Here is a 19994-nt window from a genome sequence, read left to right as displayed (position 1 = left end):
GGCACGGCGTACCAGTTCTGGCGCAGCGAGCGCTCGCTCGATGTGCTCAACGACCGCGCCATGGAGCTGCTAGAGCAGGTCGGCCTGACCGAGTTCGCGCAGACGCTGACGGTGAACCTGCCGTACGGCCGCAAGCGCGCGCTGGAGATCGCCACCACGCTGGCGATGGAGCCCGAGCTGATGCTGCTCGACGAGCCCACGCAGGGCATGGGCCACGAAGACGTGGACCGCGTCACGCAGCTGATCAGGAAGGTCTCGGCGGGCCGCACCATCCTGATGGTGGAACACAACATGAGCGTGGTCTCGTCGATCGCTGACAAGATCACCGTGCTGCAGCGTGGCGCGATCCTGGCCGAAGGCCCGTATGCGGAAGTGTCCAGGGACCCGCGCGTGATGGAGGCCTACATGGGCACCGCCGACGCGGAACTGCAGGGCGCGCACTGAGCCGGGAGACCAACGAGATGACCTCATTGAACACACGCGCCAATACACCCGCGCTCGAGCTCAAGGACCTGCACGCCTGGTACGGCGAATCGCACATCCTGCACGGCGTGAACCTGACCGTGAACCGCGGCGAAGTGGTCACGCTGCTGGGCCGCAACGGCGCCGGACGCACCACCACGCTGCGCGCGATCATGGGCCTGACCGGGGCGCGCAAGGGCTCGATCAAGGTCGACGGCCACGAGACCATCAGCCTGCCGACGCACAAGATCGCGCACTACGGCATCGGCTATTGCCCCGAAGAGCGCGCCATCTTCTCCAGCCTCTCATGCGAAGAGAACCTGATGCTGCCGCCGGTGCTGAAGGGCGCCGACACCAGCAAGGGCATGAGCGAGACCGAACTCTACGAGATGTTCCCGAACCTGAAGGAGCGCCGCCAGAGCCAGGGCACGCGTCTTTCCGGCGGCGAGCAGCAGATGCTGGCGGTCGGGCGCATCCTGCGCACCGGCGCCAACCTGCTGCTGCTCGATGAAATCTCGGAAGGGTTGGCACCGGTGATCGTGCAGGCGCTTGCGCGCATGATCCTGATGCTCAAGCAGAAGGGGTACACGGTGGTGATGGTGGAGCAGAACTTCCGCTTTGCCGCGCCGCTGGCTGACCGCTTCTACGTGATGGAGCACGGCAGCATCGTCGAGCGCTTCGCGGCCAGTGAGCTGCAGGCCAGGATGCCGGTGCTGCATGAACTGCTGGGCGTATAAGGAGCGACTCATGAATCTGTTTGAAATCCCGCTCCCGGCGCTGCTGTCGCAGTTGTTGCTCGGGCTCGTCAACGGCGCCTTCTACGCCATGCTGAGCCTGGGGCTGGCGGTCATCTTCGGGCTGCTGAATGTCATCAACTTTGCGCACGGCGCGCTCTTCATGCTGGGTGCGGTGCTGGCGTGGGCCGGCATGGCCTATGCCGGCCTCAGCTACTGGGTGATGCTGCTGTTGTCGCCGCTGGCGGTTGCCGCGCTGGGCGTGGGGATCGAGAAGACCATGCTGCGCTGGATCTACAAGCTCGACCATATCTACGGCCTGCTGCTGACGCTAGGCATCACGCTGGTGATCGAAGGCATCTTCCGCTCGGTCTATGGCGTGTCCGGGCTGCCCTATGCACCGCCCGAGGCGCTGCAGGGCGCCTCCGACCTCGGCTTCATGCGCTTGCCCAACTACCGCGTGTGGGTGGTCGGGGCATCGCTGGCGGTCTGCCTGTCGACGTGGTACGTGATCGAGAAGACCAGGCTGGGCGCCTACCTGCGCGCCGGCACCGAGAACGCCAAGGTGGTCGAGGCGTTCGGCGTCAACGTGCCGCGGATGGTGACGCTGACCTATGGCTTCGGCGTGGCGCTGGCCGCGTTTGCCGGGGTGCTGGCGGCGCCCGTCATGCAGGTATCGCCGCTGATGGGGCAGAACCTGATCATCGTCGTGTTCGCGGTGGTGGTGATCGGCGGCATGGGCTCGATCATGGGCGCGATCCTGACCGGCCTGGGGCTGGGCGTGATCGAGGGGCTGGCCAAGGTGTTGTACCCGGAAGCATCTTCCACTGTTGTCTTCGTCATCATGGTGGTGGTGCTGTTGTTGCGCCCGGCAGGGCTGTTCGGAAAGGAGAAGTGATGAGCGGACAATCTATCGCCGCAATCGGCATGCGGCAGCAGCAGGCGGCGGGGCGCCTGCCAAAGCAGGTGATGTACGGCGTGGTGCTGGCGTGCCTGCTGGCCGCGCCGCTGGCCGGTGCGTATCCGGTGTTCGTGCTCAAGGTGATGTGCTTTGCGCTGTTTGCGTGTGCCTTCAACCTGCTGATCGGCTATACCGGGCTGCTGTCGTTCGGCCATGCGGCCTTCTTCGGCGGCGCTGGCTACGCCGCCGGCCATGCCATGAAGGTCTGGGGCGTGACCCCGGAAATCGGCCTGATCCTGGGTACCGGTGCGGGCGCTCTGATCGGCTACGTGGTGGGCTCGCTGGCCATCCGCCGACAGGGCATCTACTTCTCGATGATCACGCTGGCGCTGGCGCAGATGCTGTTCTTTATCTGCCTGCAGGCGCCGTTCACCGGCGGCGAGGACGGCCTGCAGGGCATCCCGCGCGGCAAGCTGTTCGGGGTGCTGCCGCTGTCGGACGATCTGACGCTGTACTACGTGGCGCTGGCGATCATCGTGGCCGCCTTTGCGCTGATGGTGCGCACGGTGCATTCGCCGTTCGGCCAGATCCTGAAGGCGATCAAGGAGAACGAGCCGCGCGCGGTGTCGCTGGGCTATGACGTCGACCGCTTCAAGCTCACGGCCTTCGTGCTGTCGGCGGCGCTGTCGGGGCTGGCCGGCTCGATCAAGGCGCTGGTGCTGGGCTTCGAGACGCTGACCGACGTGCACTGGTCGATGTCCGGCATGGTGATCCTGATGACCCTGCTGGGGGGGCTCGGCACACTCACCGGCCCGATCGTCGGCGCGTTTGTTGTGATCGCGCTGGAGAACAAGCTGGGCGAACTGGGCAGCTACCTTGCGGCGGTGACGGACATCGACTGGTTCAACGGGCTCGGTGAATCGGTGTCGATGGTGACGGGCATCATCTTCATCGTATGTGTGCTGACCTTCCGCAAGGGGATTGTGGGGAGTTTGGGGCGCGGACCCGGATGAGGTGAAAGCCGTCCAAGGAGTTTCTCCTCTCTCGCGCTTGCGGGAGAGGGGCCGGGGAGAGGGTATCCCTCACGCAATGCGGCCTACAAGATGGGGCTGGGAGCCCACACGCGGCTCGCGCAGGCGATCGGGGAGCTGGTAGTGCGGGCGCAGGCCGAGCGTGCGGCTGCCGCACCGAGCGCCCCACAGCCAGGAGGCCGGTCGCGGTCGTCCCGCGAACAATAGGCTTCAAACCGCCCGGCCGTCATGCAAAGCCTTTGAAAAATCATCCCCAAATTTAGGCCATGTCTGATTGATCCCCACTGCCGATTTCGGCTCAATGGTATTCGGCAAACCAGCCGTTTCCAACCGAGGATCAATGATGCAAGACAGGAAAACCAAGAAGATTTACGTTGCAGCATTCGAAGGTGCGAAGACCGCCAACGGCGGTGAAGTCGTGAAGGGTTCCGGCAATCAAAGCTACGATGGCCGTCCCATCGTCCGGGTTGGCGACGTGGCGACCTACCAGGATGGCAGTACGGCGGTGATTATGGCGGGCGCAGGCAAGGCGTGCGAGTCAGCAGGCGTGCCGGTGGCCCTCATCGGCAGCCCCCTGAGCAATGGGGACACCATTGTGTTCAGTCCCGTGACGGCGCTGGAATTCCACGAATCGGCAGACAAGTCTATCCTTGGCCTGCTCGATCCCGCCTACTATTCCGTGCGCGCCTAAGAGGCCGTCATGCCGGATATTCGCTACGCACTCCGGAACGGAGACAAGACAAGCTCGGGCGGCATACTCTTCGCCACGGGCCGCAGCATATTCCATCATGACCTGATAGTCGGTGTCGAAGGCGACCATGCAACCTGCCCCGCCTGCAAGGTGGGCGGGCCGGTGATGAATGACTGTTATCCGGCCGTCGATGTAGATGGCAAACAGATGTTGGTGACTGGTGCGCGAGTCAATTGCAAGTGCCCGACTCACCCGGTTGTCATCCACTCGCGGATGGATTTCATTATTGAGGTGAACCGGGGAGGCCGCAATGCGCCGCCGCCGCCATCGTCCGCGTCCTTGGCCTCTTCGAACCTGACTTCGCCCGCGACAGGTGACTACGACGAGCAAGTCCGAGTCCGAGCGGGTAATACACCCTTGGAAGGCTACCCCTACTTCATCGCGACGCCCGACGGGCGGGCATTCTCCGGGTGTATAGACGAAAGCCGCAAGTTACCTCGCATATATACAAAGAACCTCAACGAGTACGCAATTTATTGGGGCGATGACGCTCTAGCAAAACAGATAGAGGTATGAGGTATGCCCAATAAGAAAACGATCGTGACAACAAACGCGACACCGAACTCCATTAAGGAAGTGCAGCTTAAGGTGGTAACGTTTCAGGAACTCTGGGAAAATTATCCGTCGGGTAATCCATACGACAATCCGGCCTATTCCGATCAGTGCGCGATCCGTATGAGTGTTACTCTTCATCGAGTCGGCATCGAGATGAAGTCCTTTCCATCGAAGCTTGTGAAGCCGCTGTCGGGGCAGCCGAGTATCGGGCGTATTATTCTTCCCGCAGACGGGAAGGTCACTGCCACGCGAGCAAACGAACTCGGGGAATGGTTGAAGTTGCAACCTTTTGCCGGACTAGGGAAGGCGGAGAATATTACAGGGCGGGACTGGGTGGGCAAGGTAAAGGGGCGAACCGGAATAATAATGTTCGATGGCTATTGGACGCGTGACGGAGAGGTGGCAGGGAATGCTAGCGGAGGCCATATCGATTTATGGAATGGAGAAAAGCTCACAGGCTTTGGTACTGGTCTAAGAGTAAGTTTGAATATTGTGGTTCCGGGTATTTGGTCAGATTTTCGCAACTCGAAAACAATTCTTTTCTTCCCCGTAAAATGAAGATACTGAGAGCAGTCATCGGCGCTATGACTGGTGCTGTCCTGGCTACGCTTGCTGCTTGGGGCGGGTTATATCTCTTCGGCGTTGTAGTTTTGCGCGGGACAGGAAGTTTGTTCGACACGAATCAGCATGCAGCGAATCTGTTCTTTGTTGGCTGGTTCGTGTCTATGGTCGCAGCCTCATTAATTGGTGGATGGCTTGGGTATTCATCCGGGCGAAAATAGGGCACAAATCCACTATTTTTCAAGCGTATACATGCGCCGCGCCATGATTCCATCATGGCGCGGCGCTGTTCGAGCACGGTGGCCCTATCTTACAAATGGGAGAGGGGAGAAAACACCCGCGAACTCAAGCCTTGGCCAATGCCATCGGCGCACCCGCCGCGACTGCCACCCTCGCGCCGAGATGCTGGTCGACAACCCCTGCCACCATATCCGCCGTCACCGCCGACAAAGTCCACCCCAGGTGCCCATGCCCGGTGTTGTAGAAGATGCATGCCGCACGCCCGCGCCCCACGCGCGGCAGCATATCCGGCATCATCGGCCGCAGCCCGGCCCAAGGCACCACGCTGCGCGTGCTGACGCCGGGGAAGCACTGCTGCACCCATTCCACCAGCGGGCGGATGCGGTCGGCGCGGATATCGCGGTTGTAGCCGTTGAACTCGGCGGTGCCGGCCACGCGGAAGCGGTCGTCGCCCAGGCGGCTGGTGACCAGCTTGGTTTCGTCGTCGAGCAGGCTGACCACCGGTGCGGCGGCGCGGCTGGCCTCATCGGTCAGGTTGACCGTGATTGAATAGCCCTTGACCGGATAGATGTTGACGCGGTCGCCCAGCCCCGCGGCCAGTGCGCGGCTGGCGGTGCCGGCGCAGATCACGGCGCCGTCGAAGGTGGAGGTGGCCGTGTCGGCTCCGTCCTGCACGGTCACGGTGGCGCGCCTGCCGTCGGTCTTCACCGCCCGCACGTCCTGGCCGTACAGGCAGCGCACGCCCAGCCGATCGATGGCTGCGGCCAGGCCGCTGGTGAACTTGTGGATGTCGCCGGTGGAATCGCTCTCGGTGAAGTAGCCGCCGTAGTACGAGCCGGCCAGCGTCGGCTCGATCGCGCGCATCTCCTCGGGCGTCACGGCGCGCCGTTCCAGCCCGCCCTGCGCCAGCAGTGCCGAGACCCGGCCGGCATGCTCGAAGCCGGTCTTGTCGCGGTAGATATGGAGGATGCCTTCCTTCTTCAGGTCGAAATCGATGCCTTCCTGCGCCGCCCAGGCGAACAGGTGCTCACGCGCCGCGATGGCCAGGCGCGCGGTCTCGATGGTGTTGCGGCGGTAGTGGGGGATCGCGGCGATGAACTCGGCGAACCAGGACAGCTTGTGCCAGCTGGGCCGGGGATTGACCAACAACGGGGCGTCGTTGCGCAGCATCCATTTCATGCCCTTGACGAGGGTCGACCAGTGGGTCCAGACCTCGGCGTTGGAGGCCGACAACTGGCCGCCGTTGGCGAACGAGGTCTCCATGGCGGCATAGCGGTGCCGTTCGAACAGCGTGACGGAGAATCCGCGCCGGGCCAGCGCGTAGGCCGTGGTGACACCCGTGATGCCACCGCCGATGACAGCGATTGATTTCATGATCTGCAGGTTCCAGGAACGTCGATGGTGGGAGCCCGGACGCAATATGCGTGGCGGACGCCCCCTCTGTTCTGGACCTGAGAGATTCACGCCACCCGGCCGCGAGGGCGGGGCGCGCTTGCTCCTTCGGTATGCCGGCGGACGATAGCGTCCGGCATTCTTCAGAGTGCACTGACTGGTGATGCCGGTCCTTTTGCCTGAGAGTTTCCGGGGCGGTTGCTCCTTCGGCGCTGTCCGCGGCGGGCGCCGCGACAGTCTCTCCCTGCATCACATTGGCTTGACGCCAATCCGGGCAATGTAGTGACAAGGCTCGACGTTGGATATGCGGGTTAACGCTTAGGCAGCCTGCCGCCCGCGTCGCTATGTCGCATCGGCCTGCGCCCCCGTGCCCCATAAAATGTCAGCGCTCGCTCTCGGGGAGAGGCGCCGTATGCTGCGCTCAGGTGGAGTGAGTCGAAAAAGACGACAACAAGGTTTTCCAGTGAAGAAGAATCGCATTGCACTGGCCGTTTCGGCGGTGCTGATGGGCCCCGCCGTCGCCGCCGCCCAGGTGGTGGACGCGCCCGAGCCGCTGCAGGAGGTGGTGGTCTCGGCCAAGTCGGAGCGCGCCGAGACGCCGGCCATACCGCCCAACACGCCCTCGCCGTCCTACGGCATCAGCCGCCGCCGCATGGCCGACTTCAATGTGGTGAACACGGAAGACGCCCTCAAGTACGCGCCCAACCTCGCCGTACGCAAGCGCTTCATCGGCGATATGAATTCGATCATCTCGGTGCGCAGCACCAGTTCGCGCCAGTCGGCGCGGGGGCTGGTCTATGCGGACGGCCTGCTGCTGTCCAACCTGCTGGGATCGGACTTCAGCTTCCCGCCGCGCTGGTCGCTGGTCAACAGCGCCGAGATCGAGCGCATGGATGTGCTGTACGGCCCGTATTCGGCGCTGTATCCCGGCAACTCGCTGGGCGCGACGGTGCTGATCACCACGCGCACGCCGGAGAAGTTCGAGGGCGATGCCAGCGTGCAGCTGTTCACGCAGCGCTTCAGCCTGTATGGCACGCACGACAACTTCAATGGGGTCCACGCCAACGCCTATGTGGGCGACCGCGTCGGCCCGTTCTCGTGGCTGGTCAGCGTGGACCGGCAGGACAGCAAGAGCCAGCCGCTGAGTTTCTATACCGCGGCGCGCTCCACGGCCCGTGCCACTTCCGCCGACAAGCCGGTCACCGGCGCGCACTTCGACCAGGACCAGACCGGCCGCGAGCGCGTGGTGATGGGCGTGAACAGCGAGGGCGTCACGCATACCGTGCAGGACCAGCTCAAGCTCAAGCTCGGCTACGACATCACCAATACCCTGCAGGCGCAGTTCACCGCGGCCTACTGGCAGCAGGACCGCTCCAGTGCCACCGGCAGCTACCTGCGCGATGCCGATGGCAATGTTGTGTCGAGCGGTCCCGTGAATATCGGCGGTTATCGCTATGTGATTCCCGCCAACGCCTTTGCCCCGAGCAATGGCGAGGACGCGCGCTGGCTCTATGGCCTGTCGCTGCGTACGCGCAACGAGACCGGCTGGAATTTCTCGGGCGTGGCGTCGCTGTTCGATGTCAGCAAGGACATCAGCCGCAGCGCCAACACCGTCGGCAGCGGGCCGGGCACGGTGACCTATGGCGACGGCACCGGCTGGCGCACGCTCGACCTGAAGGCCGACTACCGCCCGCGGCAGCTGCAGGGCGGGCACTGGGTCACGTTCGGCTACCACTATGACAATTACCGGCTGAGCAACACCACCTACAACACCTCGGACTGGCAGGCGACCACCATCAGCGCCTTCAGCAACGCCTTTGCCGGCAAGACCGAGACCCAGGCGCTGTATGCGCAAGACGCCTGGTACTTTGCCGAGGACTGGAAGCTGATCCCCGGCGTGCGCTACGAACACTGGCGCGCCTATGACGGCAGCCGCAGCCAGCCCGGCGTGGATATCGGCTACCCGGTGCGCAGCGAATCCAACTGGTCGCCCAAGCTGGCGCTGGAGAAGGCATTCGGGCAGGACTGGCTGGGCCGGCTGTCGCTTGGCCAGGCCTATCGCTACCCGACTGTCAGCGAGCTGTTCCAGGGCCGCATCACCGGGACCGCGTTGATCAACAACGATCCCAACCTGCAGCCCGAGCGATCGTTCTCGAAGGACCTGACCTTCGAGCGCACGTTGGATTCGTCGTACTTCCGGGTCTCGGTGTATGAGGACGATATCCGCGATGCCCTGGTCAGCCAGACCAACACCACGGTATTCCCGACTGTCACCAGCTTTCAGAACGTCGACCGCGTGCGCACCCGCGGCATCGAGCTGGCCTATGACGCGCGCGATGTGTTCGTCAGCGGCTTCGACCTGTCGGCCAGCGGGGCCTACAACCATTCGAAGACGCTTGAGAACGCCATCAACCCGGCCTCGGTGGGCAAGTACTTCTACCGCATCCCCAGGTGGCGGGCCAACCTGATGGGCACCTATCGCATCACGCCGGCCTGGGCCGGCACGCTGGCCATGACCTATTCGGGGCGGCAGTACAATACGCTCGACAATTCCGACGTCAACCCCGACACCTTCGGCGGCACCAGCAGCTTCCTGACCTTTGACGTCAAGCTGACGTACCGGCCCGCGAAGAACGTGCGCCTCGGGCTTGGCATCGACAACCTTACCGACCAGCGCTACTACGTCTATCACCCGTATCCGGGCCGGACGTTCTACGCCGAGGCGAAACTCTCCTTCTGAGCACGTGAACAGGCTGACCACAACCATGCAAGGCGTTCGCCCCGGTTTCCGCTTGATCGTTGCCGGGCTGATGATGGCCGGTGCCGCGCTGGCCGCGACCGCGCAAACGCACGGCGATCACAGCGGCCACGGCGCGCAGGCCAAGGCCGCGAAGATGAGCGAGCTGGGCACCGGCGCCGCGTTCGATCGAAACGGCAAGCTATGGGTCGCCTACAAGGACGGCCCTTACGTCGCGGTACGTGCATCGACCGACTACGGCCGCAGCTTCGGGCCGGCGCAGCATGTCAACAGCGTGCCGGAGCAGGTCGCCGCCGATCACGAAAGCCGGCCCAAGGTCGCCACCGGGCGCGACGGCGATATCTTCGTCACCTGGACCCAGCCGCTGCCCAAGCCGTGGACCGGCTTTATCCGCTTTGCGCGCTCCACCGATGGCGGCAAGTCCTTCGCCGAACCGCTGACGGTGCATGCCAACCGCGACCAGATCGCCCACCGCTTCGACGCCATCGCGGTGGACAATGCCGGGCGCGTCTTCGTCAGCTGGATCGACAAGCGCGACGTGGTTGCCGCCGAGGCGCGCAAGCAGCCGTACGCCGGCGCCGCGGTCTACTACGCGGTCTCGGCCGATCACGGCAAGACCTTCCAGGGCGACTACAAGGTCGCCGACCAATCGTGCGAATGCTGCCGCATCGCGCTGTCGCCCACGCCCGACGGCAAGATGCTGGCGCTGTGGCGCCATGTATTCCCGCCCAACGCGCGCGACCACGCGCTGGCGCTGCTGGGCACCGACGGCAAGGCCACGCCGGTGCAGCGCGCCACCTTCGACGACTGGCGCATCGATGCCTGTCCGCACCACGGCCCCGGCGCTTCGGTGGCGCCCGATGGCACGGTGCACATGATCTGGTTCAACGTGCGCGAAGGCAAGCCCACGGTCTCGGTGGGGCGCTGGAAGGACGGCAAGCTGCAGGCACAGCGCCCGCTGGATGATCCGCGTGCGCAGCATGCCGACATCGTCGCGCTGAACGACAACGAGATCGCGGTGGCCTGGAAATCGTTCGACGGCCGGCAGACACGGCTGTCCGCCATGCTGTCGCACGATGGCGGCAAGACCTGGCAGACGCGCAAGCTGGCCGGCACGGAGCGCGACTCGGACCAGCCGCACCTGCTGCAGCACGCCGGCCGCGCCTACGTGCTGTGGCGTACCGAGGCCGAGGGCTTCCAGGTGTTCCCGCTGGGCAAGGAGGGCGCATGATGCCATCCCGCCGCAAGCTGCTCGCCGCTGCAGTCCTGACCCTGGCGATGACTGCCGCCAATGCCGGCAGTCAACCGGCCGAGCGCGTTGCCGTGTTCGCATCGGCCAGCGCCGCCCAGCTCGCAGCCAGCCAGCAGGGCAAGCCCTTTGTGCTGGTGGTGTGGTCGCTCGACTGCGTCTATTGCAAGCGCAACTTCGACACCATCGGCAAGCTGCGCGCGCAGCATCCAAACCTGCGCGTCGTCACGCTGGCGACGGACAACCCCGACGCGCTGCCACAGGTGCAGCAACTGCTCCAGCGCGTCAGGCTCACGCGCAACGCGTGGGTGTTCGGGCACGAGCCGCAGGAGCGGCTGCGCTATGCGGTCGATCCGGACTGGATGGGCGAGATGCCGCGCACCTACTTCTATCGCGCCGATGGCCAGCGGCAGGGCGTGTCCGGCGTGATCAGCGACGCCGACTGGGGCAAGCACCTGCGCTGGGCTGGCATCGCCGGCTGAGGCTGTGCCGGGAGCGGCTGTCCGCTCAATCCGGCTTGATCCCAGCGCGCGCAATGATGGGCTTCCAGCGCTGCTGCTCCTGCGCGATAAAGCGCGAGAACTCCGCCGGCGTGTCGCCCACCACAATCGCCGCATCCGCGCTCAGGCGCTCGACCGACGACTTGCTCTTCACTGCTTTCACGGTGGCGTCCGCCAGCTTGTCGGCGGCCGCCTGGGGCAGAGATGCCGGTGCCAGCAGGCCATACCACTGCGTCATCTCGAAGCCGGGATAGCCTTGTTCCGCAACCGTTGGCACGTCAGGCAGCTGGGCAATGCGCTGGGTCGTGCCGGTGGCGATGCAGCGCACCTTGCCGGCCTTGATGAACTGGATGATCGCCGGCGCGCCGACCGCGGCCGCGTCCAGCCTTCCGGACAGCAGGTCAGTGATCTGCGGGCCGCTGCCGCGATACGGCACATGGGTGATGAAGGTGCCGCTCGCGGCTTTCAGGTATTCAAAGGCCAGGTGGCCGGCGCTGCCGTTGCCGGCCGAACCGTAGTTCAGCTTGCCAGGCTTGCTCTTGGCCAGCGCCACGAACTCCTTCAGGTTCTTCGCGGGCACGTCGGGGTGGACCACGTACAGGCTCGGCACCTTGGACAGCAGCGAGATCGCGCGGAAGTCCTTGACGGGGTCGTAGGGCAGCTTCGGGAAGATAAACGGATTGACCGCCAGCGTGCCGATATGGCCGAGGATCAGCGTGTGGTTGTCATCGGCGCGCGCGACTTCGGCCATCGCGATATTGCCGGCCGCGCCGGGCTTGTTCTCGACGAAGACTGACACGCCTAGCAGCTTGGTCAGCTCCGCCGCGGTGGAGCGCGCCACGATCTCCGAGCTGCCGCCCGGCGCGAACGGCACCACCAGCCGGATCGGCTTGGCCGGCCAGGCCTGTGCGCGGGCCAGTGTTGGTGCCAGCGCGCACGCGCCCAGCGCGGCGGTGGTCTTGAGCAGATGGCGGCGAAGGGGATTTATCGGGGTCATGTATTTCTCCTCAAAGTTCTGTAGCTGGGCCGTGGTGGGGCAGAGTCGGTGCCAATTGGTGCTATTCGGGCTTGATGTTGCCGTCCCGGATGACCTTGGCCCATAGCCGGGCCTGCCCGTCGATGAATTGCCGTGCCTGTGCTGGCGGCGCAGCCACGACCTCGCCGCCCAGCTCGGCCACGCGTTGCCGGATCTCGGGGCTGGTCATGACTTTCCGCAGGGCGTCGGCGAGCTTCGCTGCGATCGGGTCCGGCGTTGCGGCGGGCAGGAAGGCCGCGTTCCATTCATAGACCTCGTAGCTCGCCACGCCGGCTTCCTGCATGGTGGGCACGGACGGCAATGCCTGGGTGCGGGCATGGCTGGTCACCGCCAGCGGCTTCAGCTTGCCGGCCTTGATGTGCTGCAGGCTCGAAGCGACGTTGGCAAAGAACAGCGGCACCTGGCCGGCGATGACATCGGTCATGGCGGGGCCGCCGCCCTTGTAGGGCACATGCAGTAGATCGACCCCCGCGCGCTGCTCGAACAGCACGCCGGCCAGATGCTGCGCCGAGCCATTGCCCGAGGACGCAAAGGCGACCGAGCCTGGCTTTTGCCTGGCCATGGCCAGGACGTCGCTGACCTTGCTGGCGGGGAAGCCCGCCGTGGCCACCAGCACGTTGGGATAGCGCGCCAGCACGCCGACCGGCCGGAAGGCCTTGTCCGGATCGTAGGGCAGGCGCGGATAGAGGCTGGGATTCACCGCATAAGAGGAGGCATCGACCATCATCGTGTAGCCGTCCGGTGCCGCCTTGGCGACATAGGCGGCACCGATCTGCCCGCCGGCACCCGGGCGGTTCTCGACGACGACGGTCTGGCCCAGCTCGCGCCCGAGGCCCGGCGCGATCAGCCGTGCCATCAGGTCCGCGCCGCCGCCCGGCGGATATGTCACCACGATCGTGATGGGCCGTGCCGGCCAGGCCGCGGCGGTGTCGGCGGCCTGCGCCAGCGTGGTGGTGGCGATCATGGCAGCGACCGTGGCGGCGATCGCGTGGCGTGCGTGCATGGGTCTGTCTCCTCGGGTGCGGTCCGTCAGCGGACGTCCGCGGTATAGCGAAAGGCAAAGGCGTCGCCCCGCGTCAGCCGGTATTCGATGCAGTTGCCGCCCAGGTCGAAGGCATGCCGGGTCACGACCGCGCACGGATGCGCATCCGGCAGGTCCAGCAAGGCGGCCTCGTCTGCTGCCAGCGTGCGGAAGGTCACTTCGTCAACGGCGCGATGGACCGTGATGCCGCAGGCGCTGCCCAGCAGCGGGTAGAGCAGGTCGCCCCATTGCGCCGGCGGGAGTTGCTGCAGGGCTTCGCAGCGCGGCAGCGGCAGCCAGATCGATTCCAGCAGCCGGGGCGTGTCCTCCAGCCAGCGGCGGCGCGAGATCGCCAGCCCGCGCGCGCCGGTCGGCAGCCCGAAGCGGGTTGCCATGGCCTTGTCCAGGCGCACGGCGCGGCACGACAGGATTTCCGAGCGCGGCACCGCCGGCGCGCCATCGACGCCGCCGAAGCGGAAAAACCGCATCAGGCTGGCCCCGCTCAGTCCCTTGCGCACAAAGGTGCCCTTGCCCTGCACGCGCTCCAGCAGGCCCTGCTGGACCAGCACGGCGATGGCCTGCCGGATGGTGCCCAGCGCAATGCCGAACTCCCTGGCCAGCGCGCCTTCCGCAGGGATGGCGCTGCCGGGCGTCCACGCGCCCGAAACAATATTTGCCTGCAGTTCCGCCGCGATCTGGCCGTAGCGGCTCAGGCCAGCGGCGGTGGTTGTAGTCTGGAGCAGCGCGTTGTCTGGCATGCCGAACCCGTGCTAAATTGATGTCGATGTCATCTAGAGGACTAGAATACTGACGCGGATACGGATGCCATATCCGGATATACCCGCGCCACTGAGCCGCGCCACGGAGGGGCTGACTGATGAGCAAGCGCGCTTTGCCGCTGGTGGATACCCACTTCCACGTCTTCGATGCCGGAGCGGCCGTGCCATCGGCCCGCTACCGGCCGCCCTATGCCGCTGACCTGAAGGACTGGCACGCCCGGCTTGCCGGATTGGGGGACATGTATGGGGTGGTGGTGCAGACCAGCTTTCTCGGCACCGACAATGCGGCGCTGCTGGCCGCGCTGCAGGCCATGCCCGGGCGCTTGCGCGGCGTCGCGGTGGTCGGCCCTGAGGTAACGGATGCGGAACTGGCTACGTTGCACGCGGCCGGCGTGCGGGGCATCCGCCTGAACCTGTACGGCGATCCGGACTGGCAGCGCATCGCCACCGTGCCGTGGCGCGGGCTGTTCTCCAGGATCGCCGGGCTCGGCTGGCATGTCGAGCTCCATACCCGCAACGGCGATGGCGCCATGGTGCTGGCACAGCTTGACGCGGCCCTTGGCGATACCGGCGCGCCGGTCGTGCTTGACCACTTTGGCCGGCCCGGCCCCGCAGGAACCGCGGACGCGATCTTTGACGTGGCCTCTGCCGTGCGCGCGCGCCGCCAGGTCTGGGTGAAGATCAGCGCGCCGTACCGGCTTGCATCCCCTCAGGACTGGCACGGGCTTGCGCAGAGATGGCGCGAAGTCGTGGGCGATGACCGCTTGCTGTGGGGCAGCGACTGGCCATGGACCAACCACGAGGCGCCGGCTCGGGTCGACGAGTGCCGGATGCTTGCCGCATGGCCGGGACAAGGGGCGCCCGGTGACAGCGAGGAGGCCGGCGCGGCCTTGTCCGCTGCGCTCCGGTGGCGGAACGCGGCAGCGTTGTACGGGTTTGCGGTGAAGGGATAGCGGGCGGCTTGCGCCGCCGGCTTCAATCCAGCGCCAGCACCCCGGGAATCGCCTCCACCAGCAAATCGATCGTCACCCTCAGCTTGTGCGGCAGGAAACGGGTGCGCGGCCACACCAGGTGCAGCGGGGTCCGGATCACCGAGGCTTGCGGCAGCACGCGCACCAGCGTGCCCTGGTCCAGCGGCTCCCGCACCAGCCACAAGGGGACATTGACCAGGCCCGCGCCTCGTATGGCTGCCGCGGCGATGGTGTCGATATCGTCAAAGCCGAGACGGTGAGCCAGCTCAGGCCGCGCGATATTGCCGTCGGGCCCGGCCAGTGACCAGGGCACGGACTGGCCGCCATGCATGTAGACGAGGCAGCGGTGCGAGGCCAGGTCGGCAATGCTGGCCGGCGTGCCATGCTTGCGCAGGTAGCCGGGCGCGGCACAGAGCACCATCGCCTGCATGCCCAGCGGACGTGCCACCAGCATGTCGCTGTCCGGCAGGCGCCCGCTGCGGATGGCCAGGTCGATGCCGTCGTCGGCGAAGTCGGCCAGCCGGTCGGTGAAATTCCCTTCCAGCCGCAATTGCGGATGACGGTCTGCCAGCTCCAGCAGCAGCGGCGCCACATGGTGGCGGCCGAACACTACCGGGGCACTCACGCGGACGCGGCCGGCCACTTCCCTGCGCCCGGCTTCCAGCATGTGCTGGGCGGCATCCAGGTCTTCCAGCGCCTGGGCACAGCGTTCGTAGAAGGCCTGACCATCGTCGGTCAGCGCCAGGCTGCGCGTGGTGCGCACGAACAGGCGCGTGCCGACGCGAGCCTCAAGCCGGGCGATGGCCTTGCCGATGGCCGAGCGCGTCAGCCCAAGGCGCGCCGCGGCCTGGGCAAAGCTGCCGGCCTCCGCGGCGGCAACGAAGGCGGAGATCCCGGCCAGCCGGTCATGGGTAATTGGTTCCATAAGATCTACATGAGAAGGACATCGATTGCCCAATGGCGCTGGTAGGGAATCAGTATAGTGGGTTCACCGTTTTCAACAGACCGGAGTACCCCATGACTTCCTCCATGCAGCGCTGGCAACTGTCCGCTTTCGGCCGCAACAACCTGCGTCGCGTCGAAGCGCCCATTCCCGTGCCCGGTCCCGGCGAGGTGCTGGTGCGGGTCCATGCCGTGGCCTTGAACTACCGCGACCTGCTGATCATCCAGGACGGCATGGGCATGCCCGTGCAGCCGCCGCTGGTTCCCGGGTCGGACATGCGCGGCGAGGTGGTGGCGAGTGGCGATGGTGTAGCCGACTTTGCCCCTGGCGACGCCGTGATCAGCACCTTCTTCACCAGCTGGCTCGATGGCGTGCAGCCGCACCGCAGCATGCCGCTGGGCGTGCCGGGTCCCGGCATGCTGTCGGAGTACGTGGTATTGGCAGAGGACTCGCTGGTGTCGGCCCCGCGCACGCTGGACGCCGCGCAGGCCAGCACGCTGACCTGCGCCGGCCTGACGGCCTGGCAAGCCCTGGCTGAAGCGACGGTGACGCGGCCCGGCGACACCGTCGTGGTGATCGGCACCGGCGGCGTGGCCCTGTTTGCGGTGCAGATCGCCCGCGCACAGGGGGCGCGCGTGATCGTGGTGTCCGGCAGCGACGACAAGCTGGCGCGCGTGCAGGAGCTGGGCGCGGCGCATGGCGTCCATCGCGGCCGCACCGCTGACTGGCCGGCTGCCGTGCGCGAGCTGACCGGAGGCCGCGGTGCCGACCATGTGCTGGAACTGGCTGGCGGAGACAACTTCGGCCGGTCGCTTGCCGCGCTGGCGCAGGGCGGCAGGATCTCGGTGATCGGCAACCTTCAGGGGGATGAGCTGCGCGCCAGCGTCTATCCGGTGCTGCATGGCCGCGTGACCGTGCAGGGGATCGGCGTGTCGCACCGGCGCGCGCTGCAGGACCTGGTGCGTGCCGTGGACTGGTTGGGGCTGCGCCCGGTGATCGAGAGCGAGTACGGGTTCGGGGACTTGCCCGCGGCGCTCGACCACCTGGAACGCGGGGCCTTCGGCAAGGTGGTGGTGCGGCTGCGCTGAGGCGCGGGCCGGACTGCTATTTGCGAGCCTTGCCGCGCACGCTCTTCTTGGCCGCGGCGGCGCGCGCCGCTTCTTTTTCGGCCGCTGCCGCCGCGCCCAACTGCTCCAGCCAGGACATGCCCTCGACATAGGACAGGAAATGCCGCAGGTATTCCGGCGACGTCTCGCGCATCAGGGACAGCGAACGATGCACGAGATGGTCGGTATTGAGCGGCCCGGCATTCTCCGGCACGCGTTCCAGCGACAGGCGGAAGTGCTGCTCGACGCTGACCCTGGCCCAGGTCTCGCGGAAGTAGTCGGCCAGGGCGTCGACCAGCGGCGCGTCGGACTGGGGTGCGGTTGTCGGCACCGGCGTGGGCGATCGTGCATCGTTCGAGGCGATCGCGATGGCGGGCCTGGCGCGCGCGGTGATGTCGTGCACGAGTGCGCCAAGCGCGCTGGCTGTCGGGCCGGCTGTTGGCGCGGACGGCGTGGCACCATCGGCACCATCGCTATCCTGGCCTGTGTGCCGCTGCACGATGGCTGCATACGCGGCGGCCAGGCCACGCAGGCGCTCATCCAGCAAGCCCCGCACCGCGCCACTGTGTGCGGCGGCGCGGCGGGCCAGTGCTTCCATCAGGCGGAAGCGCACGGGATCGGCCTGATCGGCGCCGCTGGCCTGCCAGGCGTCCAGTTGCGCGCGGATATCGGTTGCCACGTCAAGGCTAGCCATGCGGCTTCACGGTGCCCGCGGTCACACGCGGCACCGGCGAGATCTCGACGCGCCGGTTCTTCGCGCGGCCCTCGGCATCGGCATTCGGTGTCACCGGCTGCTGCGAACCGAAGGCGGCCGAGAACACCGAGGTGGGCGGGATGCCGGCATCGATCAGGGTGCGGGTCACGGTCAGCGCGCGCTGCGCCGACAGCTCCCAGTTGTCGGCAAAGCGGCGGTTGCCTTCGCGCACCTGCTGGTCGTCGGTAAAGCCGCTCACCATCAGGATCTCGTCGCGGCTGCGCAGGTAGGCCGACAACGGCTGCGCCAGGCTCTTCAGCAGATCGCGGCCTTCAGGTTGCAGCTGGTCTGAGTTGAGCGCAAACAGCACGTTGCCGCTGATGCCGATGCGGCCGTTCACCAGCGTCACGCGGCCGGCCGCCAGCGGCGCCGCCAGCGCCTTTTCCAGCGTCTCGCGGCGCTGTGCTTCCTCCTGCCGCTGCTTCACCTCGGCTTCCAGCCTGGCCGACAGTTCCATCTGCACGCCGATGACCCCCAGCAGGACGAGCACGAACGCGCCCAGCAGCACCGACATCAGGTCGCCGAAGACGGCCCAGGCCGGTACGGTCGGCTCGACGCCGGCGTCAAGGTCCTCTCTCATGCCGCCTCTGCGCTGGGCGCTTGCTGGCCGGCGCGCTGCTGCAGGTCCTCAAGGATCTGCTTTTGCGACAGCATGCTCAGGTCGACGACTTCGCGCGCCTGCGCCACGTAGTAGGCCAGTTGCTCGTCGCTGCGCGTCATCGACTTGTCCAGCGCGGCCTCGATGCGCTGCAGGTGGTCGATCAGCTTGCCGTTGGATTCGCTGAACAGCTGCACCGCCACGCCGAAGGCCTCGCCCAGGCTCGCGACTTCGACCGCGCTGCCGGTGACCTGCGCGGCGATGTCGGTGAGCTTGCCGGTTTCGGCTTCGACCTTGTCGGTAAAGCGCGTGCCGACGCGGTCCAGCAGGTCCGCCGTGGTGGCGACCAGGGTGTCGACCGCGCTGCGCTGCTCAGTGGAGGCGCGGCTCACGGCATCGAGCAGCGTGCCCAGCGTTTCCAGCATGCGGCTGCGCTCTTCCAGCATGGCGTTGTCGCGCGCCATGCCGTCGGTGAGCTTCTCGCGCAGTTCTGCGATGACCTCCGCGGCGGCCCTGGGCGCTTCGGATGCGGCCTGCATCAGGTGGGCGACTTCGGCGATGGTGCCGGTGGCCTGGGCCTGCGCCTGGGCTGCCATGTCGCGCGCGGTGACGGCCAGCGTCTCGCAGATTTCCTGCTGGCGGCTGATGGTGTGCGCGCTGGCCTGTTCCCATTCCTGGCGCAGCGATGCGGCCATGGTGCCGAGCGTGTCAGTCCAGGCGGCCATGCGTTGCGCGTCCTGCGATGCCAGTTCCGCCTGCAATGTGGTGGCGGCCTTGGGTGCCTCGGCCGCGGCTTGCACCAGGCGGTCGATTTCGGCGAGGGTGGTGCTGGCATGCGCCTGCGTCTCGGTCGAGATCGCGCGCGCGGTCTGCGCCAGCGCCTCGCAGATCTCCTGCTGGCGCGTGGCGGCGTGCGTGCTGGCCTGTTCCCACTGCTGGCGCAGCGTGGCGGCGATGGTGCCGAGCGTATCGGTCCAGCCGGCAAAGCGCTGCTCATCGCGCGCAGCCAGCTCGGCCTGCAGCGCAACGGCCGCCTTCGGGGCATCCGTTGCGGCCTGCACCAGACGGTCGATCTCAGCGAGGGTGCGGCTGGCATGCGCCTGGGTCTGGGCCGAGATGTCGCGCACGCTCTGCGCCAGCGTCGTGCTGATCTCGTCCTGGCGGCTTACCGTGTGCGCGTTCAGCTGTTCCCACTCCTGGCGCAACGCGGCTGTCATGGTGCCGAGCGTATCGGTCCAGGCGGCGAAGCGCTGTGCATCGCGCGCAGCCAGTTCCGCCTGCAGCGCGACGGCGGCCTTCGGCGCGTCCGACGCGGCTTGCACCAGGCGGTCGATTTCCGCGAGGGTCTGGCTGGCATGCGCCTGGGTCTGGGCCGAGATGTCGCGCACGCTCTGCGCCAGCGTTGTACTGATCTCGTCCTGGCGGCTTACCGTGTGGGTGTTCAGTTGCTCCCACTCCTGGCGCAGCGCTGCGGTCATGCTGTCGAGCGTATCGGCCCAGGTGGCAAAGCGCTGTTCGTCGCGCGATGCCAGTTCCGCCTGCAGCGCAACGGCCGCCTTCGGGGCGTCCGAAGCGGCTTGCACAAGGCGGTCGATTTCCGCGAGGGTCTGGCTGGCATGCGCCTGGGTCTGGGCCGAGATGTCGCGCACGCT

General features: G+C 66.5%; 19 protein-coding genes, 1 pseudogene and 2 riboswitches. Of the genes and pseudogenes, 12 read left to right on the top strand and 8 right to left on the bottom strand.

Annotated features, from left to right (window positions below):
* The 7 genes from C265_RS28950 to C265_RS31925 all read left to right on the top strand — a co-directional run.
* On the top strand, positions 1 to 444 hold a 444-nt coding region (locus C265_RS28950), incomplete at its 5' end, for an ATP-binding cassette domain-containing protein (protein WP_010813255.1).
* Positions 445 to 461: 17 nt separating this feature from the next.
* Positions 462 to 1199, top strand: a complete 738-nt coding sequence (locus C265_RS28945) for an ABC transporter ATP-binding protein (protein ID WP_010813254.1) — start codon at positions 462 to 464, stop codon at positions 1197 to 1199.
* 10 nt (positions 1200 to 1209) lie between these two features.
* Complete coding sequence (locus C265_RS28940; RefSeq protein ID WP_010813253.1) at positions 1210 to 2094, top strand: branched-chain amino acid ABC transporter permease; 885 nt, start codon at positions 1210 to 1212, stop codon at positions 2092 to 2094.
* A 71-nt stretch (positions 2095 to 2165) separates the two neighbouring features.
* Complete coding sequence (locus tag C265_RS28935; protein ID WP_371258389.1) at positions 2166 to 3110, top strand: branched-chain amino acid ABC transporter permease; 945 nt, start codon at positions 2166 to 2168, stop codon at positions 3108 to 3110.
* Positions 3111 to 3402: 292 nt separating this feature from the next.
* Positions 3403 to 3819 carry a PAAR domain-containing protein gene (locus C265_RS28930; RefSeq protein ID WP_234788267.1) on the top strand — a complete coding sequence of 139 codons (417 nt, stop codon included), beginning with the start codon at positions 3403 to 3405 and terminating at the stop codon, positions 3817 to 3819.
* Between the two features lie 9 nt (positions 3820 to 3828).
* Positions 3829 to 4395, top strand: a complete 567-nt coding sequence (locus C265_RS32410) for a PAAR domain-containing protein (RefSeq protein ID WP_010813250.1) — start codon at positions 3829 to 3831, stop codon at positions 4393 to 4395.
* Positions 4396 to 4398: 3 nt separating this feature from the next.
* Positions 4399 to 4992 carry a type VI secretion system amidase effector protein Tae4 gene (locus C265_RS31925; protein WP_010813249.1) on the top strand — a complete coding sequence of 198 codons (594 nt, stop codon included), beginning with the start codon at positions 4399 to 4401 and terminating at the stop codon, positions 4990 to 4992.
* A 348-nt stretch (positions 4993 to 5340) separates the two neighbouring features.
* Here the strand turns inward: C265_RS31925 and C265_RS28925 are convergent, their stop codons facing one another.
* Positions 5341 to 6609 (bottom strand): D-amino acid dehydrogenase, encoded by a 1269-nt coding sequence (locus C265_RS28925; RefSeq protein ID WP_010813248.1) that lies wholly within the window; start codon positions 6607 to 6609, stop codon positions 5341 to 5343.
* A 56-nt stretch (positions 6610 to 6665) separates the two neighbouring features.
* Positions 6666 to 6784: riboswitch (glycine riboswitch) on the bottom strand.
* Positions 6785 to 6883: riboswitch (glycine riboswitch) on the bottom strand. It abuts the riboswitch before it with no gap.
* Between the two features lie 156 nt (positions 6884 to 7039).
* Here C265_RS28925 and C265_RS28920 point away from each other — a divergent pair.
* From C265_RS28920 to C265_RS28910, 3 genes are read left to right on the top strand one after another with little or no spacing between them, the layout of a single operon-like run.
* Positions 7040 to 9367: a TonB-dependent receptor gene (locus C265_RS28920; RefSeq protein ID WP_052181698.1), complete on the top strand. Its 2328-nt coding sequence runs from the start codon at positions 7040 to 7042 to the stop codon at positions 9365 to 9367.
* 25 nt (positions 9368 to 9392) lie between these two features.
* Positions 9393 to 10616, top strand: coding sequence for a sialidase family protein (locus C265_RS28915; protein ID WP_037025598.1), 1224 nt, complete (start codon positions 9393 to 9395; stop codon positions 10614 to 10616).
* Positions 10613 to 11116, top strand: a complete 504-nt coding sequence (locus C265_RS28910) for a hypothetical protein (RefSeq protein WP_037025596.1) — start codon at positions 10613 to 10615, stop codon at positions 11114 to 11116. The genes C265_RS28915 and C265_RS28910 overlap by 4 nt, the downstream gene beginning before the upstream one ends.
* A 25-nt stretch (positions 11117 to 11141) precedes the next feature.
* Here C265_RS28910 and C265_RS28905 read toward each other — a convergent pair whose 3' ends face one another.
* The 3 genes from C265_RS28905 to C265_RS28895 form a co-directional block, all read right to left on the bottom strand.
* Entirely contained in the window at positions 11142 to 12131 is a 990-nt protein-coding gene (locus tag C265_RS28905; protein ID WP_010813244.1) for a tripartite tricarboxylate transporter substrate binding protein, read from the bottom strand.
* Between the two features lie 61 nt (positions 12132 to 12192).
* The gene (locus C265_RS28900; RefSeq protein ID WP_010813243.1) at positions 12193 to 13173 is read right to left on the bottom strand and encodes a tripartite tricarboxylate transporter substrate binding protein; all 981 of its coding nucleotides are present in this window, start codon (positions 13171 to 13173) and stop codon (positions 12193 to 12195) included.
* 26 nt (positions 13174 to 13199) lie between these two features.
* The gene (locus tag C265_RS28895; protein WP_010813242.1) at positions 13200 to 13949 is read right to left on the bottom strand and encodes a GntR family transcriptional regulator; all 750 of its coding nucleotides are present in this window, start codon (positions 13947 to 13949) and stop codon (positions 13200 to 13202) included.
* Positions 13950 to 14068: 119 nt separating this feature from the next.
* Here C265_RS28895 and C265_RS28890 point away from each other — a divergent pair, with 119 nt between their 5' ends.
* On the top strand, positions 14069 to 14923 hold the full coding sequence (locus C265_RS28890; RefSeq protein ID WP_010813241.1) for an amidohydrolase: 855 nt from the start codon (positions 14069 to 14071) through the stop codon (positions 14921 to 14923).
* Between the two features lie 22 nt (positions 14924 to 14945).
* On the opposite strand, the gene C265_RS28885 is transcribed toward C265_RS28890, so the two are convergent.
* Positions 14946 to 15866 carry a LysR family transcriptional regulator gene (locus C265_RS28885; protein ID WP_010813240.1) on the bottom strand — a complete coding sequence of 307 codons (921 nt, stop codon included), beginning with the start codon at positions 15864 to 15866 and terminating at the stop codon, positions 14946 to 14948.
* A 92-nt stretch (positions 15867 to 15958) separates the two neighbouring features.
* Between C265_RS28885 and C265_RS28880 the strand changes: the two genes are divergently transcribed.
* A complete protein-coding gene (locus tag C265_RS28880; RefSeq protein ID WP_010813239.1) occupies positions 15959 to 16972 on the top strand; it encodes an NAD(P)-dependent alcohol dehydrogenase in 1014 nt (337 codons plus the stop codon).
* A 16-nt stretch (positions 16973 to 16988) separates the two neighbouring features.
* On the opposite strand, the gene C265_RS28875 is transcribed toward C265_RS28880, so the two are convergent.
* The 3 genes and pseudogenes from C265_RS28875 to C265_RS28865 all read right to left on the bottom strand — a co-directional run.
* Entirely contained in the window at positions 16989 to 17684 is a 696-nt protein-coding gene (locus C265_RS28875) for a DUF2894 domain-containing protein (protein ID WP_037025594.1), read from the bottom strand.
* Positions 17677 to 18324, bottom strand: coding sequence for an OmpA family protein (locus C265_RS28870; protein WP_010813237.1), 648 nt, complete (start codon positions 18322 to 18324; stop codon positions 17677 to 17679). Before C265_RS28870 ends, C265_RS28875 begins: the two co-directional genes overlap by 8 nt.
* Positions 18321 to 19994: pseudogene (locus C265_RS28865) on the bottom strand (DUF802 domain-containing protein); the annotation flags it as partial. The pseudogene C265_RS28865 and the gene C265_RS28870, both read right to left, overlap by 4 nt.

Source organism: Cupriavidus sp. GA3-3 (genome assembly GCF_000389805.1).
GTDB classification, from domain to species: domain Bacteria; phylum Pseudomonadota; class Gammaproteobacteria; order Burkholderiales; family Burkholderiaceae; genus Cupriavidus; species Cupriavidus necator_D.
Note: the sequence above shows the minus strand (reverse complement) of the source record. Positions and strands in the feature narration are given on the sequence as shown.

Coding starts and splice junctions, on each gene's coding strand:
- C265_RS28905 (WP_010813244.1), bottom strand. CDS start 12,131: ATGACCCCGATAAATCCCCTTCGCCGCCATCTGCTCAAGACCACCGCC.
- C265_RS28915 (WP_037025598.1), top strand. CDS start 9,393: ATGCAAGGCGTTCGCCCCGGTTTCCGCTTGATCGTTGCCGGGCTGATG.
- C265_RS28925 (WP_010813248.1), bottom strand. CDS start 6,609: ATGAAATCAATCGCTGTCATCGGCGGTGGCATCACGGGTGTCACCACG.
- C265_RS28945 (WP_010813254.1), top strand. CDS start 462: ATGACCTCATTGAACACACGCGCCAATACACCCGCGCTCGAGCTCAAG.
- C265_RS28870 (WP_010813237.1), bottom strand. CDS start 18,324: ATGAGAGAGGACCTTGACGCCGGCGTCGAGCCGACCGTACCGGCCTGG.
- C265_RS28900 (WP_010813243.1), bottom strand. CDS start 13,173: ATGCACGCACGCCACGCGATCGCCGCCACGGTCGCTGCCATGATCGCC.
- C265_RS28890 (WP_010813241.1), top strand. CDS start 14,069: ATGAGCAAGCGCGCTTTGCCGCTGGTGGATACCCACTTCCACGTCTTC.
- C265_RS28880 (WP_010813239.1), top strand. CDS start 15,959: ATGACTTCCTCCATGCAGCGCTGGCAACTGTCCGCTTTCGGCCGCAAC.
- C265_RS28920 (WP_052181698.1), top strand. CDS start 7,040: ATGCTGCGCTCAGGTGGAGTGAGTCGAAAAAGACGACAACAAGGTTTT.
- C265_RS28935 (WP_371258389.1), top strand. CDS start 2,166: ATGTACGGCGTGGTGCTGGCGTGCCTGCTGGCCGCGCCGCTGGCCGGT.
- C265_RS32410 (WP_010813250.1), top strand. CDS start 3,829: ATGCCGGATATTCGCTACGCACTCCGGAACGGAGACAAGACAAGCTCG.
- C265_RS28885 (WP_010813240.1), bottom strand. CDS start 15,866: ATGGAACCAATTACCCATGACCGGCTGGCCGGGATCTCCGCCTTCGTT.
- C265_RS28910 (WP_037025596.1), top strand. CDS start 10,613: ATGATGCCATCCCGCCGCAAGCTGCTCGCCGCTGCAGTCCTGACCCTG.
- C265_RS28895 (WP_010813242.1), bottom strand. CDS start 13,949: ATGCCAGACAACGCGCTGCTCCAGACTACAACCACCGCCGCTGGCCTG.
- C265_RS28875 (WP_037025594.1), bottom strand. CDS start 17,684: ATGGCTAGCCTTGACGTGGCAACCGATATCCGCGCGCAACTGGACGCC.
- C265_RS28940 (WP_010813253.1), top strand. CDS start 1,210: ATGAATCTGTTTGAAATCCCGCTCCCGGCGCTGCTGTCGCAGTTGTTG.
- C265_RS31925 (WP_010813249.1), top strand. CDS start 4,399: ATGCCCAATAAGAAAACGATCGTGACAACAAACGCGACACCGAACTCC.